16 protein-coding genes are annotated in these 16,561 nt (G+C 69.8%); 8 read left to right on the forward strand and 8 right to left on the reverse strand.

What is annotated here, in order from left to right:
- Positions 1–436 precede the first annotated feature (436 nt).
- The 5 genes from acs to ACFVWD_RS16850 all read left to right on the forward strand — a co-directional run bounded on the left by acs (position 437) and on the right by ACFVWD_RS16850 (position 6,425).
- A complete protein-coding gene (acs, locus tag ACFVWD_RS16830) occupies positions 437–2,437 on the forward strand; it encodes an acetate--CoA ligase (protein WP_389596832.1) in 2,001 nt (666 codons plus the stop codon).
- Positions 2,438–3,068: 631 nt separating this feature from the next.
- Complete coding sequence (nhaA, locus tag ACFVWD_RS16835; RefSeq protein ID WP_389596834.1) at positions 3,069–4,466, forward strand: Na+/H+ antiporter NhaA; 1,398 nt, start codon at positions 3,069–3,071, stop codon at positions 4,464–4,466.
- A 205-nt stretch (positions 4,467–4,671) separates the two neighbouring features.
- Positions 4,672–5,148 (forward strand): phage holin family protein, encoded by a 477-nt coding sequence (locus ACFVWD_RS16840; protein ID WP_389596835.1) that lies wholly within the window; start codon positions 4,672–4,674, stop codon positions 5,146–5,148.
- Positions 5,145–6,095 carry an alpha/beta fold hydrolase gene (locus ACFVWD_RS16845; protein WP_389596836.1) on the forward strand — a complete coding sequence of 317 codons (951 nt, stop codon included), beginning with the start codon at positions 5,145–5,147 and terminating at the stop codon, positions 6,093–6,095. The genes ACFVWD_RS16840 and ACFVWD_RS16845 overlap by 4 nt, the downstream gene beginning before the upstream one ends.
- 150 nt (positions 6,096–6,245) lie before the next feature.
- Positions 6,246–6,425, forward strand: a complete 180-nt coding sequence (locus ACFVWD_RS16850) for a hypothetical protein (protein ID WP_075033566.1) — start codon at positions 6,246–6,248, stop codon at positions 6,423–6,425.
- Between the two features lie 33 nt (positions 6,426–6,458).
- On the opposite strand, the gene ACFVWD_RS16855 is transcribed toward ACFVWD_RS16850, so the two are convergent.
- From ACFVWD_RS16855 to nth, 3 genes are read right to left on the reverse strand one after another with little or no spacing between them, the layout of a single operon-like run.
- Positions 6,459–7,658 carry a MarP family serine protease gene (locus tag ACFVWD_RS16855; RefSeq protein ID WP_389596838.1) on the reverse strand — a complete coding sequence of 400 codons (1,200 nt, stop codon included), beginning with the start codon at positions 7,656–7,658 and terminating at the stop codon, positions 6,459–6,461.
- Positions 7,659–7,671: 13 nt separating this feature from the next.
- Positions 7,672–8,532 carry an NUDIX hydrolase gene (locus ACFVWD_RS16860; protein ID WP_389596839.1) on the reverse strand — a complete coding sequence of 287 codons (861 nt, stop codon included), beginning with the start codon at positions 8,530–8,532 and terminating at the stop codon, positions 7,672–7,674.
- A 52-nt stretch (positions 8,533–8,584) separates the two neighbouring features.
- Positions 8,585–9,613: an endonuclease III gene (gene nth, locus ACFVWD_RS16865; protein WP_389596933.1), complete on the reverse strand. Its 1,029-nt coding sequence runs from the start codon at positions 9,611–9,613 to the stop codon at positions 8,585–8,587.
- A 435-nt stretch (positions 9,614–10,048) separates the two neighbouring features.
- Here nth and ACFVWD_RS16870 point away from each other — a divergent pair, with 435 nt between their 5' ends.
- Positions 10,049–10,723 carry a Crp/Fnr family transcriptional regulator gene (locus ACFVWD_RS16870; protein WP_006382668.1) on the forward strand — a complete coding sequence of 225 codons (675 nt, stop codon included), beginning with the start codon at positions 10,049–10,051 and terminating at the stop codon, positions 10,721–10,723.
- 154 nt (positions 10,724–10,877) lie between these two features.
- On the opposite strand, the gene ACFVWD_RS16875 is transcribed toward ACFVWD_RS16870, so the two are convergent.
- From ACFVWD_RS16875 to ACFVWD_RS16890, 4 genes are all read right to left on the reverse strand, one after another.
- Positions 10,878–11,708 carry an MBL fold metallo-hydrolase gene (locus tag ACFVWD_RS16875; RefSeq protein ID WP_389596840.1) on the reverse strand — a complete coding sequence of 277 codons (831 nt, stop codon included), beginning with the start codon at positions 11,706–11,708 and terminating at the stop codon, positions 10,878–10,880.
- Complete coding sequence (locus tag ACFVWD_RS16880; RefSeq protein ID WP_389596841.1) at positions 11,705–12,574, reverse strand: NUDIX hydrolase; 870 nt, start codon at positions 12,572–12,574, stop codon at positions 11,705–11,707. The genes ACFVWD_RS16875 and ACFVWD_RS16880 overlap by 4 nt, the downstream gene beginning before the upstream one ends.
- Positions 12,575–12,682: 108 nt before the next feature.
- The gene (locus ACFVWD_RS16885; protein WP_389596842.1) at positions 12,683–13,153 is read right to left on the reverse strand and encodes a RidA family protein; all 471 of its coding nucleotides are present in this window, start codon (positions 13,151–13,153) and stop codon (positions 12,683–12,685) included.
- Positions 13,150–13,311 carry a DUF4177 domain-containing protein gene (locus ACFVWD_RS16890; protein ID WP_075033571.1) on the reverse strand — a complete coding sequence of 54 codons (162 nt, stop codon included), beginning with the start codon at positions 13,309–13,311 and terminating at the stop codon, positions 13,150–13,152. Before ACFVWD_RS16890 ends, ACFVWD_RS16885 begins: the two co-directional genes overlap by 4 nt.
- Positions 13,312–13,405: 94 nt before the next feature.
- Here ACFVWD_RS16890 and ACFVWD_RS16895 point away from each other — a divergent pair, with 94 nt between their 5' ends.
- A complete protein-coding gene (locus tag ACFVWD_RS16895; protein WP_389596844.1) occupies positions 13,406–14,383 on the forward strand; it encodes an ArsA family ATPase in 978 nt (325 codons plus the stop codon).
- Positions 14,380–15,813: an ArsA family ATPase gene (locus ACFVWD_RS16900; RefSeq protein ID WP_389596845.1), complete on the forward strand. Its 1,434-nt coding sequence runs from the start codon at positions 14,380–14,382 to the stop codon at positions 15,811–15,813. Before ACFVWD_RS16895 ends, ACFVWD_RS16900 begins: the two co-directional genes overlap by 4 nt.
- Before the next feature lie 143 nt (positions 15,814–15,956).
- On the opposite strand, the gene wblA is transcribed toward ACFVWD_RS16900, so the two are convergent.
- The gene (wblA, locus tag ACFVWD_RS16905) at positions 15,957–16,295 is read right to left on the reverse strand and encodes a transcriptional regulator WblA (RefSeq protein ID WP_028799159.1); all 339 of its coding nucleotides are present in this window, start codon (positions 16,293–16,295) and stop codon (positions 15,957–15,959) included.
- Positions 16,296–16,561: the final 266 nt, after the last annotated feature.

The following is a 16,561-nucleotide window of genomic DNA, read 5'->3' on the forward strand; positions in this document are numbered from 1 at the left end:
GCGGGCTGTTTTTCTTTCTTTGGGGGGGCCTGTTTTTTTGGGCGCCCCCCCTCTTCCCGGCGCCGCGCGTGGCCCCGGGGGGGGGGGCGCGGCCCCGGTTGGTGGGGCGCGCACCACGCCGTACGTATGGATGCGGCGGGTATATAGGCGCAGGGCGCCCTTGCGGGGGCCGAGCGCGGGGGCCGGGTGTGAGGGCCGGCGTGGGGCCGGGTGTGAGGGCCACGACACGCCCGGGCGCCGCATGTGTCATGGCGTCCACGTGGGGGGCGGTCGCGGGATTGGTTGGCGGGTGAACCCGCGTGTCTGTCCGTACGTGGCTCGGAGTGCGTACCCCATGCGTGCCTGGTACGTGCTTCTGAAGGGACCTCAGCTCCTCGACAGGTCTAAACCAATTTGAGATCGGCCCTTGTCATCGAGGCCCCCGGTCTGATGAGCTGTGGCCTGGGACACAACGGACACCCTGGGAAAGGGAGATGTCGTGAGCAACGAAAGCCTGGCCAACCTGCTGAAGGAAGAGCGCAGGTTCGCGCCGCCCGCCGACCTGGCGGCGAACGCCAATGTCACCGCGGAGGCGTATGAGCAGGCCAAGGCTGACAGGCTCGGCTTCTGGGCCGAGCAGGCCCGCCGGCTGACCTGGGCCACCGAGCCGACCGAAACGCTGGACTGGTCGAACCCTCCGTTCGCGAAGTGGTTCGCCGACGGAAAGCTGAACGTCGCGTACAACTGCGTCGACCGGCATGTGGAGGCCGGGAACGGCGACCGGGTCGCCATCCACTTCGAGGGCGAGCCGGGTGACAGCCGGGCGATCACCTACGCCGAGCTGAAGGACGAGGTGAGCAAGGCCGCCAACGCACTGATCGAGCTGGGCGTCGGGAAGGGCGACCGGGTCGCCGTCTATCTGCCGATGATCCCCGAGGCCGTCGTCGCGATGCTGGCGTGTGCACGGATCGGCGCGGCGCATTCTGTCGTCTTCGGCGGATTCTCCGCGGACGCGATCGCCACGCGCATCCAGGACGCGGACGCCAAGCTGGTCATCACCTCCGACGGAGGTTACCGACGTGGCAAGCCGTCCGCGCTCAAGCCGGCCGTCGACGACGCGGTGAACCGGGTCGACGGGGTCGACAAGGTGCTGGTGGTGCGGCGCACCGGGCAGGAGGTCGACTGGACCGAGGGCCGCGATGTGTGGTGGCACGAGATCGTCGAGCGGCAGTCGGCCGAGCACACGCCGGAGGCGTTCGACGCCGAGCAGCCGCTGTTCATCCTCTACACCTCCGGGACCACGGGGAAGCCGAAGGGCATCCTGCACACCTCGGGCGGGTACCTCACGCAGGCCTCCTACACCCATCACGCCGTCTTCGACCTCAAGCCGGAGACCGACGTGTACTGGTGCACGGCCGACATCGGCTGGGTCACCGGGCACTCGTACATCACGTACGGGCCGCTTTCGAACGGTGCGACGCAGGTGATGTACGAGGGGACGCCGGACACGCCGCACCAGGGGCGGTTCTGGGAGATCGTGCAGAAGTACGGGGTGACGATTCTCTACACGGCGCCCACCGCTATCCGTACGTTCATGAAGTGGGGGGACGACATCCCCGCGAAGTTCGATCTCAGCAGCCTGCGGGTGCTGGGGTCCGTGGGTGAGCCGATCAACCCCGAGGCGTGGGTCTGGTACCGCAAGCACATCGGCGGCGACCGGACCCCCATCGTGGACACGTGGTGGCAGACCGAGACCGGCGCGATGATGATCTCGCCGCTGCCGGGGGTCACCGAGACCAAGCCGGGGTCGGCGCAGCGGCCGTTGCCGGGGATCTCGGCGACCGTGGTCGACGACGAGGCGCGGGAGGTTCCCAACGGGGGTGGCGGGTACCTGGTGCTCACCGAGCCGTGGCCCTCGATGCTGCGCACGATCTGGGGCGACGACCAGCGGTTCCTCGACACGTACTGGTCGCGGTTCGAGGGGAAGTACTTCGCCGGGGACGGGGCGAAGAAGGACGAGGACGGGGACATCTGGCTCCTCGGGCGGGTCGACGACGTGATGCTCGTGTCCGGGCACAACATCTCGACGACCGAGGTCGAGTCGGCGCTCGTCTCGCATCCTTCGGTCGCCGAGGCGGCGGTGGTCGGTGCGGCGGACGAGACGACGGGGCAGTCGATTGTCGCGTTCGTGATTCTGCGGGGGACCGCTTCCGCGGAGGATGCCGGGCTGGTGGCGGATCTGCGGAATCACGTGGGGGCGACGCTGGGGCCGATCGCCAAGCCGAAGCGGGTGTTGCCGGTGGCCGAGCTTCCCAAGACTCGGTCCGGGAAGATCATGCGGCGGTTGTTGCGTGACGTGGCGGAGAACCGGGAGCTGGGGGATGTCACGACGTTGACGGACTCCACGGTGATGGATCTCATCCAGGCGAAGCTGCCGGCGGCGCCGAGCGAGGACTGAGGGTTTCCCCCACCCGTCCCTTTTGAGTGTGGGGGCACTAAGTGCCCCCACACCCCCCAACCTCGCGGGGCTCCGCCCCACACCCCAACCCCTGCGGGGCTCCGCCCCTGCACCTCACGCAGGGCTCCGCCCCACACCCCCATACGTCGCGACGCTCCGCCCCGTGCCCAGCGGCGCCGGACTCCGCGCGCACCTCGCACAGGGCTCCGCCCTCTCATCTGGGGGCTCATGAGGTCTCCGGCGCGTCGGCTATCACCGCTCCGGCCTCCCCTCCGCCCCTCTGGGCCTCGCGTCGCGTCCGTTACCCGGCCGTGGGCCCGCTCCCCGTACGCCGTGTCCCGGGCAGGCTCTCGCAGGTCCGTGCGGCATGACCGTGGGCCATCATGTCCAGCCCTCATTGTGTCCAGCCCCCGTTGTGTCCAGCTCTCGTTGGTGCCGAGGCGCGCCCCGCACGTCCGCGCGGGCGCCCATCCCCCTTGCGCACCATATGTTCGCAATGCGAAATATCTCGCTGTAATGGCAAGGTAAAGTAGTGACCTCAGGGTGTGCCGGGAAGTCTGGTCGGCGGTGTCGTCAGCGATCCCGTGTGGCGGCCGTCAGCGAGCAGCCGTAACGACCCGGAGGTCCCGCCGTGGCCACGCCCAGCGCCAACAACCGCAAGCTCCTCGGGCGCCTGTCCCTGCCCGAGCGGAACTTCGTCGCGGAGGCGTTGCGGACCGAGACCGTCGGTGGGGTGCTGCTGCTCGTCGCGGCGGTTGCCGCGCTGGTGTGGGCCAACACGCCACTTCGGGACAGTTACGTCGCCATCAGCCACTTCCATCTCGGGCCCTCCGCGCTCGGGCTGAACCTGTCCGTTCAGCACTGGGCGGCGGACGGACTGCTGGCCGTGTTCTTCTTCGTCGCCGGTATCGAACTCAAGCGCGAGCTGGTGGCGGGGGATCTACGGGATCCGAAGGCCGCGATACTGCCCGTCGTCGCGGCCGTGTGCGGAATGGCCGTGCCCGCGCTGGTCTACACCCTCACCAATGTGATCGGGGGCGGATCCCTCGGTGGGTGGGCCGTACCCACCGCCACCGACATCGCCTTCGCCCTCGCCGTACTCGCCGTGATCGGCACCTCCCTGCCGTCCTCCCTGCGCGCCTTCCTGCTCACCCTCGCCGTCGTCGACGACCTGTTCGCGATTCTCATCATCGCGATCTTCTTCACCGACCACATCGACTTCGGCGCGCTGGGCGGGGCCGTCGTCGGGCTCGGCGTGTTCTGGGTACTGCTGCGCAAGGGCGTACGCGGGTGGTACGTGTATGTGCCGCTCGCGCTCGTCATCTGGGGGCTGATGTACAACAGCGGCATCCACGCCACCATCTCCGGCGTCGCGATGGGGCTGATGCTGCGCTGCCACCGGCAGGAGGGCGAGGAGCACTCACCCGGGGAGCACATCGAGCATCTTGTCCGGCCCCTTTCCGCCGGGCTCGCCGTGCCGCTGTTCGCGCTCTTCAGCGCCGGGGTCGTCGTCTCCGGCGGGGCGATCGGTGACGTGTTCACGCGGCCCGAGACGCTCGGTGTCGTGCTGGGGCTCGTCGTCGGGAAGGCCGTCGGCATTTTCGGGGGGACCTGGCTGGCGGCCCGGTTCACCAGGGCCTCGCTCAGTGAAGATCTCGTCTGGCCCGACGTCTTCGCCGTCGCCTCCCTCGCCGGAATCGGCTTCACCGTCTCGCTCCTCATCGGCGAACTCGCCTTCAAGAACGACCCGGTACTCACCGACGAGGTCAAAGCCGCCGTACTGATCGGCTCGCTCATAGCCGCCGTACTCGCCACCTCGCTGCTGAAGGTACGCAACGCCAAGTACCGTGCGCTGTACGAGGCCGAGGAGCTCGACGAGGACAGCGACGGCATCCCCGACATCTACGAGCAGAACAACCCGGCGTACCACCTGCGGATGGCCGAGATCCACGAACGGAAGGCCGCCGAGCACCGAAGGCTTGCCGAAGTGGCGGGCGGGGCAAGCGAGGAGAACGACGGTCCGGCATGATCTGAGCAGAACCGGATGGTCAGAACCAGATGGTCAGGACCGGACAAGTCAGGACCGGACAGTCAGGACCGAACGGTCGGCAGTGGAGGGTACGGACGCTGGAGCAGCCAGGGCCGTGCCGGCACCGTTGGCAGCCAGACCGTAGAGATCAGCCCGTAGAGATCAGCCCGTACAAAGCAGGCACATACAGAAGAGGGAGTCCGCGATGAGCGCACCCGACGGCAGCCCGGTCGGCGCCGAACGCAGCATCGGCCAGTTGTTCGCCTCGGCGACGACCGAGATGTCCGCACTGGTGCACGACGAGATCGCGCTGGCGAAGGCGCAGCTCAAGCAGGACGTCAAGCGCGGCGCGGTCAGCGGCGGCGCGTTCTCCGCGGCCGGAGCGGTGCTGATCTTCTCCCTCCCGATGCTGAACTTCGCCCTGGCGTACGGCATCCGGACCTGGAGCCACTGGAATCTCGCGATCTGCTTCGTCCTGTCGTTCGCCGCGAATGTGCTGGTCGCCGCCGTCCTCGCGCTGATCGGCCTGGCCTTCGCAAAGAAGGCGAAGAAGGGCAAGGGCCCGCAAAAGGTCGCCGCCTCGGTCAAGGAGACCGCGGGTGTGCTCCAGAACGCCAAACCGCATCCCCGGACCGTCCCTGTAAGTGACGCGGTCGAGGTTGTGGCACGCTCGACGTCATGACGGACCCCGCCACCCCTTCGGCGCAACCCACCTCAGTCGTGCGGCTCGACGTCCCCGGCGGGAGAGAAGTGACCCACCGGGACGTCGCCGCCAACGGCGCCCGCTTCCACATCGCCGAGATGGGCGACGGGCCGCTCGTCCTGCTGCTGCACGGCTTCCCGCAGTTCTGGTGGACCTGGCGCGGGCAGATGGTGGCGCTCGCGGACGCGGGCTTCCGGGCCGTGGCCATGGATCTGCGCGGCGTCGGCGGCAGCGACCGCACGCCGCGCGGTTACGACCCCGCCAACCTCGCGCTCGACATCACCGGGGTCGTACGGTCCCTCGGGGAGCCCGACGCCGCGCTGGTCGGACACGACCTGGGCGGCTATCTGGCGTGGACGGCGGCCGTGATGCGCCCCAAGCTCGTCCGCCGGCTCGCCGTGTCGTCCATGCCGCATCCGCGGCGCTGGCGCTCGGCCATGCTCTCCGACGTCAAGCAGTCGGCCGCGGGTTCGTACATCTGGGGGTTCCAGCGGCCCTGGATCCCGGAGCGCCAACTCGTCGCCGACGAAGGCGCCCTGGTGGGCCGTCTGGTACGGGACTGGTCGGGGCCACGACAGCCGGACGACGAGGCCGTGGAGACGTACCGCCGCGCCATGTGCATCCCGTCGACGGCGCATTGTTCGATCGAGCCCTATCGGTGGATGGTCCGTTCGATGGCACGGCCGGACGGGATCCAGTTCAACCGGCGCATGAAGCGGCCGGTTCGGGTGCCGACGCTGCATCTGCACGGATCGCTCGATCCGGTGATGCGGACGCGGAGCGCGGCCGGTTCCGGGGAGTACGTCGAAGCGCCGTACCGTTGGCGGCTGTTCGATGGTCTCGGACACTTCCCCCACGAAGAGGACCCCGTGGCGTTTTCAACCGAATTGGTCAACTGGTTGAAGGATCCCGAGCCCGACCGGTGACCCGTCGGTGACTGTCCGATTGCGGCCCGTGGCCCGCCCGGTATGCGGACGGGAACGCCTGTCCTACGAACAGCCAAATGCCTCGCGCATAGGCCAATTGGGGGGCTCGGACGCGGTTATCGACCTTGGGGCAGGGGCACACGTCGGGGTATGGGCTGGACGCACGACTACAGTGACGCACCACGCAACCGCCGCTCGGCGACGGGCCTGAGCTCCCATCAGAGGGGCACCCCGCAGTTGCCGGGCGCGGACCCCCAAGTGGGGATCCCGCGCATTTTGCGCCGCCGGGCCCGCTGGGTCTCGGTACGGCTGCGTCACCCACGAGGCTGAGCCCCCGCACACCGCCGCGCGTCACCCTTCTTCTCAGAGCGCGCAGCTGTCGCTGTCCACCTGCTGATCGGCCGTACGGCCCTTGGTGGCGTCCGGCTGGACCTCGTCCGCTGTGAGCGCGTACCCGGTGTTGGCGTCGTCGAGGGACTTCGCGAAGACCACTCCGTACACCTTGCCGTCGGGCGTGAGCAGCGGGCCGCCAGAGTTGCCCTGGCGCACGGTCGCGTAGAGCGAGTAGACGTCGCGGCGCACGGTTCCGCGGTGGTAGATGTCCGGGCCGTTGGCCGTGATGCGGCCGCGCACGCGCGCGGGCTGGACGTTGTACGCGCCGTTCTGCGGGAAGCCGGCGACGATCGCGTTGTTGCCGCTGGTCGCGTCCTTGGCCGTGAACTGGAGGGCGGGCGCGCGCAGGTTCGGTACGTCGAGTACGGCGATGTCGCGCTCCCAGTCGTACAGGACGACCTTGGCGTCGTACTTCCTGCCCTCGCCGCCGATCTGGACGGTGGGCTCGTCGACCCCGCCGACCACGTGCGCGTTGGTCATCACACGGCGGTCGCCGAAGACGAAGCCGCTGCCCTCAAGGACCTTGCCGCAGCTCTGCGCGGTGCCCATCACCTTGACGATGGACTTCTGGGCGCGGGTGGCGACGGGGCTGTTCGCGAGCGCCGGGTCGGGGGGCCGGACGTCGGTGATGGGTTCGTTGGCGAACGGGCTGAAGACCTGCGGGAAGCCGTTCTGCGCGAGGACCGAGGAGAAGTCGGCGAACCAGGTGTCGGCCTGGGACGGCAGGGCGCTGGAGACGCCGTGGAGCACCTTGGAGCCGCGGACCTCCTTGCCGAGCGTCGGCAGCGTCGTGCCCGCGAGGGCCGAGCCGATCAGCCAGGCGACCAGGAGCATCGCGACGACATTGACGAGGGCGCCGCCGGTCGCGTCCAGGGCGCGGGCCGGGGACCAGGTGATGTACCGGCGCAGTTTGTTGCCGAGGTGGGTGGTGAGGGCCTGGCCGACGGAGGCGCAGACGATCACGACGATCACCGCGACCACGGCGGCGGTCGTACTCACCTTGGTGTCGTCGGTCAGGGCACCCCAGACGACAGGAAGCAGATAGACGGCGACGAGGCCGCCGCCCAGGAACCCGATCACCGACAGGATGCCGACGACGAAGCCCTGGCGGTAGCCCACGATCGCGAACCACACGGCGGCGACCAGCAACAGGATGTCCAGCACGTTCACGGGGGCCACCCTGTCATGCGCGCCAGTCGAGCGGGACCTGCTTCTCGCGGTCCCAGGGCAGCTCCCAGCCCGCGTAGTGCAGCAGACGGTCGATGATCCCCGCGGTGAAGCCCCAGACCAGGGCCGATTCGACCAGGAATGCCGGACCTCGGTGACCGCTGGGGTGCACGGTCGTCGCACGGTGGACGGGGTTCGTGAGATCCGCCACGGGGACCGTGAAGACCCGGGCCGTCTCGGCCGGATCGACCACGCCGACCGGGGTCGGCTCGCGCCACCAGCCCAGGACCGGGGTGACCACGAAACCGCTCACCGGGATGTAGAGCTTCGGCAGCACGCCGAAGAGCTGGACGCCGCTGGGGTCCAGCCCGGTCTCCTCCTCCGCCTCCCGCAGCGCGGCCCGCAGCGGTCCGTCGGCCTTCGGGTCGCCGTCCTGCGGGTCGAGGGCGCCGCCGGGGAAGGAGGGCTGCCCCGCGTGCGAGCGCAGGGAGCTCGCACGCTCCATCAGCAGCAGTTCGGGGCCGCGGGCGCCCTCGCCGAAGAGGATGAGAACGGCGGACTGCCGCCCCGCGCCGTTCGACGGCGGCAGGAAGCGGCTCAGCTGGAGCGGCTCCACGGTCTCGACGGCGTGCACCACCGGGTCGAGCCAGGCGGGCAGGCCGTCCTTGGTCACCACGACCTGGCCGTTGTGCGAGTCGGGACCATCGTGTGTGCGGTGGTGCGCGCCGGGTCCGTCGTACGTGCGGTGTGTGCCCGTCTCGTTCCGCGTGCCGTGTGTGCCCGTCTCGTCTTGCGTGCCGCGCGTGCCCGTCCCGTTCTGTGTGCGGTCTGTGTCCGGCTCGTCGTGCCTGCTGTGCGTGTTGCTCGCGTGCGTCATCGCCACCCCCGTTCTGTTCTCCCCAACGCCGGGCGGCGCCGTGTTCGTTCCGTCATCCGGCGCCCAGTGCGGGTGCCGGGATGCCGCCCGCGTCCAGGTAGGACTGCGGCGGGTTGAGGCGTTGGCCGGGGAAGCCGCCCTTCTCGTACTTCAGGAGCTTGCGCGCCTTCTCCGGGTCCGTCTCGCCCTCCCCGTACGCGGGGCAGAGCGGGGCGATGGGGCAGGCGCCGCACGCGGGCTTGCGGGCGTGGCAGATGCGACGGCCGTGGAAGATCACGTGGTGCGAGAGCATCGTCCACTCGCTCTTCGGGAAGAGCGCGCCGACGGCGGCCTCCACCTTGTCCGGGTCGGTCTCGTCGGTCCACTGCCAGCGGCGCACGAGCCGGCCGAAGTGGGTGTCCACGGTGATGCCGGGGCGCCCGAAGGCGTTGCCGAGGACCACGAAGGCGGTCTTGCGGCCTACGCCGGGGAGCTTGACGAGGTCTTCGAGGCGGCCGGGGACCTCGCCCCCGAAGTCCTCCATCAAGGCCTTGGAGAGCCCTATCACCGACTTGGTCTTGGCCCGGAAGAAACCGGTCGGACGGAGGATCTCCTCGACCTCCTCCGGATTCGCCGCGGCGAGGTCCTCGGGCGTGGGGTACTTGGCGAAGAGCGCCGGAGTCGTCTGGTTCACCCGCAGGTCGGTCGTCTGGGCCGACAGGACCGTGGCGATCACCAACTGGAAGGGGTTCTCGAAGTCCAGCTCCGGGTGGGCGTACGGGTACACCTCGGCGAGCTCGCGGTTGATGCGGCGGGCGCGGCGCACGAGAGCGGCGTGGGACTCGACAATCGCCTTCTTGGGGGCAGCTTGGGCGGGGGCCGCCTTCTTGGCCACAGCCTTGGCAGGCGCCGCCTTCTTGGAAGCGGCCGTCTTGGCAGGCACCGCCTTCTTGGAAGCGGCCGTCTTGGCAGGCACCGCCTTCTTGGAAGCGGCCGTCTTGGCAGGCACCGCCTTCTTGGAAGCAGTCGCCTTCTTGGAAGCGCTCGCCCCCTTCTCGGACGTGGCTGTCGCCTTGCTGGACGTGGTCGCCGCCTTCTTGATCGTGGCCGTCGCCTTCTTGGCCACGCCCGTCGTCTTCCCGGTCGTGGCTGTCGCCTTCTTGGCAGACTTCTTCGCGGCCTTCTTCGCGACCGGCTTCACCGGCGTCGAATTTGTCGCTTTTGTCGTTTTCATACTTCCGGCGGGACTCTGTTCGCCCACAGCGGAATCGCGACGTACAACCACCCGCCCAGCCCCCTTGGCCTGTGCTCTCACCGGCGATTTGGACACCCGGCCAGCCTAAAGCCCCCCACCGACATCCGCCCCGGACCCAGAAGATCAGCCCCCAATTGGCCCCCTGCCGCACTGCCCGGCACGCCAGTGCGGCAGACTTGTGACTGATCACACTGTTTGGACCGTCCAGCAAGATGGGGAACACGGTCCCCTGGTATCACGGGGGAACAAGATCCCCTGAGCAGGTCGACAAGGAGAGAACTCGTGGACGACGTTCTGCGGCGCGCCCCGCTCTTCGCGGCGCTCGATGACGAGCAGGCCGCGGAGCTCCGCGCCTCCATGAGTGAGGTGACCCTCGCACGCGGCGACGCTCTCTTCCACGAGGGCGACCCCGGGGACCGCCTCTACGTGGTCACCGAGGGCAAGGTGAAGCTTCACCGCACCTCACCCGACGGCCGCGAGAACATGCTGGCCGTCCTGGGCCCCGGTGAGCTCATCGGCGAGCTGTCGCTGTTCGACCCGGGTCCGCGCACGGCGACCGCCACCGCGCTGACCGAGGTCAAGCTGCTCGGCCTCGGCCACGGCGACCTCCAGCCCTGGCTGAACGCGCGGCCCGAGGTGGCTGCCGCGCTGCTGCGCGCAGTCGCCCGGCGCCTGCGCAAGACCAACGACCAGATGTCCGACCTGGTCTTCTCGGACGTGCCCGGCCGCGTGGCCCGCGCGCTCCTGGACCTCTCCCGCCGCTTCGGCGTGCAGTCGGAGGAGGGCATCCACGTCGTGCACGACCTGACGCAGGAGGAGCTGGCCCAGCTGGTCGGCGCGTCCCGCGAGACGGTCAACAAGGCGCTCGCCGACTTCGCGGGCCGCGGCTGGCTCCGCCTGGAGGCCCGCGCGGTCATCCTGCTGGACGTGGAGCGCCTCGCGAAGCGCTCGCGCTGACCGCACCGCGCGCCGGCTTTCGACGCACCTGAAGGGCCCCGCTGCACAGCGGGGCCCTTCTCGTATCGCCGGTTCCCGTGTCGCCGGTTCCCGTGTCGTCGGTTCCCGTGTCGTCGGTTCCCGTGTCGTCGGTGTCGCCAGGGCGCCCGAACGTCTAGATGAGGCCGTGTTCCCGGAGGTAGTCCATCTGCGCCCGGACCGACAGCTCCGCCGCAGGCCACAGTGAGCGGTCAACGTCCGCGTACACGTGCGCGACGACCTCGGCCGGCGACCGGTGGCCGTTCTCGACCGCCGTCTCGACCTGGGCCAGGCGGTGAGCGCGGTGGGCGAGGTAGAACTCGACGGCGCCCTGGGCGTCCTCCAGGACGGGCCCGTGCCCCGGCAGCACGGTGTGCACGCCGTCGTCCACGGTGAGGGACCTGAGCCGCCGCAGCGAGTCGAGATAGTCGCCCAGACGGCCGTCGGGGTGGGCCACGACGGTCGTACCGCGGCCGAGGATGGTGTCACCCGTCAGGACGGCCCGATCGGCCGGGAGATGGAAGCACAGCGAGTCGGCGGTGTGGCCCGGAGTCGGTACGACACGCAGTTCGAGGCCGCCCACGGTGATGACGTCCCCGTGCGCCAGTCCCTCGTCCCCGAGCCGCAGCGCCGGATCCAGCGCCCGCACCTTTGTGTCCGTCAGTTCCGCGAACCGCCCGGCGCCCTCGGCGTGATCGGGGTGCCCGTGCGTCAGCAGGGTCAGCGCCACCCGCTTCCCCGCCTTCTCGGCGGTGTCCACGACATTGCGCAGATGTACGTCGTCCAGGGGCCCGGGGTCGATCACCACCGCCAGGTCGGAGTCCGGCTCGGAGACGATCCAGGTGTTGGTGCCGTCCAGGGTCATCGCGGACGCGTTGGGCGCGAGCACATTGACGGCGCGCGAGGTGGCGGAGCCGGAAAGGACCCCGCCTCGCGGCTGGCCGGGGAGGGCTGCGGCGTCGGTCATGCGGGGGCTCCACCGGTCGGGATGTGCTTGGTGAACTCGTCGTGGCCCGGCCAGGCGAGGACCACTTCGCCGTTCTCCAGGCGGGCCTTGGCCAGGACGGGGGTCAGATCACGGGCGGGCGCGGCGGCGAGGACGTCGGCGGCGCTGTCGTACGGGATGAGCTGGCGCAGGGTCGCGACCGTCGGCGGCATCATCAGGAGCTCGCCCTTGTCGTACCCGTCCGCCGCGTCCGCGGGGCGGATCCAGACCGTACGGTCGGCCTCCGTGGAGGCGTTGCGGGTGCGCTGGCCCTCCGGGAGGGCGGCCACGAAGAACCAGGTGTCGTAGCGGCGGGTTTCGAACTCCGGGGTGATCCAGCGGGTCCAGACGCCCAGGAGGTCGGACCTGAGCACGAGTCCGCGGCGGTCGAGGAACTCGGCGAAGGAGAGGTCGCGGGCGACCAGGGCCGCGCGGTCCGCCTCCCAGTCTTCGCCGGTGGTGTCGCCGACGACGGTGTCCGGGGTGGGTCCGGCCAGCAGAACGCCGGCCTCCTCGTACGTCTCGCGGACCGCCGCGCAGACGACGGCCTGGGCGGACGTCTCGTCGGTGCCGAGCCTTTTCGCCCACCACGCGCGTGTGGGGCCCGCCCAGCGGATCTGGTGCTCGTCGTCGCGTGGGTCCACGCCGCCGCCCGGGTACGCGTACGCGCCTCCGGCGAAGGCCATGGAGGCGCGTCTGCGCAGCATGTGCACCACGGGGGTGGTGGGAGTGTCCTTGAGCAGCATGACGGTGGCCGCGCGCTTGGGGAGTACCGGGGTCAGCGTGCCCTCCGCGAGCGCGCGGATCCGCTCGGGCCACTCCGGTGGATACCACTGCCCATTCGCCATGGCCGGAGGCTATCCCGAGCCGGGCGAATGTTCGAGGGGCCCATGGGGATCTCCGGGCCGGGGGCGGGGGCGGCGGGGGCGAAGAAAACCGCCGCCGGTCCCGACCGCCTACACCGCCGTCAGCTCCACCTGGATCTCGACCTCGACCGGGGCGTCCAGCGGGAGGACGGCCACGCCGACCGCGCTGCGGGCGTGGACGCCCTTGTCGCCCAGGGCCGCGCCCAGGAGCTCGCTCGCGCCGTTCAGGACACCGGGCTGGCCGGTGAAGTCCGAGGCCGAGGCCACGAAGCCGACGACCTTCACGACGCGCGCGATGCGGTCGAGGTCGCCCGCGACGGACTTGACCGCGGCCAGCGCGTTCAGTGCGCAGATGCGGGCCAGGTCCTTGGCCTCCTCGGCCGTGACCTCCGCGCCCACCTTGCCGGTGACCGGAAGCTTGCCGTCCACCATCGGCAGCTGCCCCGCGGTGAAGACGTACACGCCGGACTGCACGGCGGGCTGATAGGCGGCCAGCGGCGGAACGACGCCCGGCAGCGTCAGACCGAGCTCCGCGAGCTTCGCCTCGACGGCGCCGCTCATGCCGACTTCTCGCGCTTCAGGTAGGCCACCAGCTGCTCGGGGTTGTTCGGCCCGGGCACGACCTGGACGAGCTCCCAGCCGTCCTCGCCCCAGGTGTCCAGAATCTGCTTCGTGGCATGGACGAGCAGCGGCACGGTTGCGTATTCCCACTTGGTCATGTCGCCGACTGTAGTCGTTGCCGCGAGGGCCTCGCGCGCACGTTGTCCACAGCCTCCTGCGTAGTACGGCGGCGGACTGGTTAGGCTCGAAGACGTGAGCAGGCTCCAGGTCGTCAGCGGCAAGGGCGGTACCGGCAAGACGACGGTAGCCGCGGCCCTCGCGCTCGCCCTCGCGACCGAGGGCAAGCGCACCCTCCTCGTCGAGGTCGAGGGCAGGCAGGGCATCGCGCAGCTCTTCGAAACAGAAGCGCTGCCCTACGAGGAGCGGAAGATCGCCGTCGCTCCAGGGGGCGGGGAGGTGTACGCCCTCGCCATCGACCCCGAACTGGCCCTTCTGGACTACCTCCAGATGTTCTACAAACTGGGCGGCGCCGGCCGCGCCCTGAAGAAGCTCGGCGCCATCGACTTCGCGACCACCATCGCGCCCGGTCTCAGGGACGTGCTCCTCACGGGGAAGGCGTGCGAGGCCGTCCGCAGGAAGGACAGGAGCGGGCGGTTCGCGTACGACTACGTCGTCATGGACGCGCCACCCACGGGCCGCATCACCCGCTTCCTGAACGTCAACGACGAGGTCGCGGGACTCGCCAAGATCGGGCCGATACACAATCAGGCGCAGGCCGTGATGCGCGTCCTGAAGTCGCCGGAGACGGCGGTGCACATGGTGACGCTGCTGGAGGAGATGCCCGTCCAGGAGACCGCGGACGGGATCGCCGAGCTGCGGGCGGCGAAGCTTCCGGTGGGACGGATCATCGTGAACATGGTGCGGCCCGCGCTCCTGGACGACGTCGACCTGGAGCTCACGGCCGCCGTCGCGCGCAGCGCGATCGCCAAGTCGCTCTCGGCGGCCGGGCTCGGCGGCGCCCGCCGCGGCGGGAACGCCGAGCGGCTCGTCGGACCCCTCCTGGAACAGGCCGAGGAGTACGCCGAGCGGCACACCCTGGAGCGCGAGCAGCGGGCCGTCCTGACCGAGCAGGACCTCCCACTGCACGAACTTCCCCTGCTCGCCGAGGGAATGGACCTGGCGGGCCTGTACGAGCTCGCCACGGAATTGCGCACTCAAGGGATCTCATGAGTCTGGACCCGGCCCGCGTACTCGACCTCGACCCACTGCTCGACGACCCCGACACCCGCATCGTGGTGTGCTGCGGTTCGGGCGGCGTCGGCAAGACGACCACGGCGGCGGCCCTGGGGCTGCGCGCCGCCGAACGGGGCCGCAAGGTGGTCGTTCTCACCATCGACCCGGCTCGCCGGCTCGCCCAGTCGATGGGCATCGACTCCCTCGACAACGTCCCGCGCCGTGTGAAGGGCATCGACGACTCCGCGGGCGGCGTGCTGCACGCCATGATGCTCGACATGAAGCGCACGTTCGACGAGATCGTCGAGGCGCACGCGGACGGCGAACGGGCGGCCGTGATCCTGAACAACCCCTTCTACCAGTCGCTTTCGGCGGGCTTCGCGGGCACGCAGGAGTACATGGCGATGGAGAAGCTGGGGCAGCTGCGGGCGCGGGACGAGTGGGACCTGATCATCGTCGACACGCCGCCGTCCCGCTCGGCGCTCGACTTCCTGGACGCGCCCAAGCGGCTCGGGTCCTTCCTCGACGGACGGCTGATCCGGCTCCTGACGGCCCCGGCGAAGCTGGGCGGGCGTGCGGGGATGAAGTTCCTGAACGTCGGGATGTCGATGATGACCGGCACCCTGGGAAAGCTGCTGGGGGGACAACTCCTGAAGGATGTGCAGACGTTCGTGGCGGCGATGGACACGACGTTCGGGGGCTTCCGTACGCGCGCGGACGCCACGTACAAGCTGCTTCAGGCGCCCGGGACGGCGTTCCTGGTGGTGGCAGCCCCGGAGCGGGACGCGCTGCGCGAGGCCGCGTACTTCGTGGAGCGGCTGGCGGCCGAGGACATGCCGTTCGCCGGTCTCGTACTCAACCGGGTGCACGGCAGCGGTGCCGCCCAGCTGTCCGCCGAGCGGGCGCTCGCGGCGGCGGAGAACCTCGATGCCGAAGCTGCGGAAGATCTTGAATCCACGGCTGTAGAAAATCTTGACGACGCCCGCATTGTGGATCAGGAGGGCGGGAAAGCTGGACTTCGTAACTCTCCCGACACGTACGGCAGTTCAGAATCTCCCGCTTCCGAGACATCAGCTCCCGACGGCTCCGAAGGTCCAGCCGGCTCCGACGGTTCCGATGAAGGCTCCCCCGCCGCCACGGACAGCACAGACGCCACGGACAGGACCGACGCACCGACCGACACGACGCCGCACGGGCACCGGACCGTCGAACAACTCACCGCAGGCCTGCTGAGGCTGCACGCCGAGCGCATGCAGCTGCTCTCCCGCGAGCAGCGCACGCGTGACCGTTTCGCCGCGCTCCACCCGGAGGTGGCGGTTGCCGAAGTGGCCGCGCTGCCCGGCGACGTACACGATCTCGCAGGACTGCGGGACATCGGAGAACGGCTCGCGGCCAACCGGCCGGAGCTGCCTGAAACCGGCGCCTGAGCGGCGCCGTCCACGGGCCCGGGGCCGGCCCTGAGTCATGAACTCGTGGCCGGGCCTGAGATGGCCTGAGGCGAGTGGGTCCGAGGCGGGAGGTGGGTCCGACGCGGGCCGAGGTGGCCCGCGGGACGCCTTCCGTGGCGCCCTCAGCCCACCGCCGCGTAGCGCTCGTACACCTCTTCCTCGTCGAGGGGCAGCAGGCCCGCGCCGCGCTCGTACTCCGTACGCGCGGTCTCCAGCAGGCGACGCCACGAGGTGACGGTGGGACGCCTGCGCAGCAATGCGCGACGCTCCCGCTCCGTCATGCCACCCCACACGCCGAATTCGACGCGATTGTCGAGCGCATCGGCGAGGCACTCCGTGCGTACCGGACATCCGGTGCACACTGCCTTCGCCCTGTTCTGCGCTGCTCCTTGAACGAACAGTTCATCCGGATCGGTAGTGCGGCAGGCCGCCTGCGCACTCCAGTCGGTTACCCAGCCCATACCGGCGCCGTCCTCTCCCGAATCGAGGCTCCCCCACGGCGGCAGCGGCATATTCACCGCCGCCAGTTGAGGACGTTACGGAAGGCAGGCACAGCGCAACACCCCCTGCGGGCCCAATCTTGAATGGCCCGAACGGACTATGCGTAAGCGGCAGATCACCCGGGGGAGTGAGCGGCGGACATACGTGAGTATCCCGGCAAACCGGGATAGTTCAGTTGAGTCACAACGGACGCCAGGTGACGCATGAGGCTGATTCGGACACGACC

This window comes from Streptomyces sp. NPDC058086 (genome assembly GCF_042885015.1).
GTDB lineage: Bacteria > Actinomycetota > Actinomycetes > Streptomycetales > Streptomycetaceae > Streptomyces.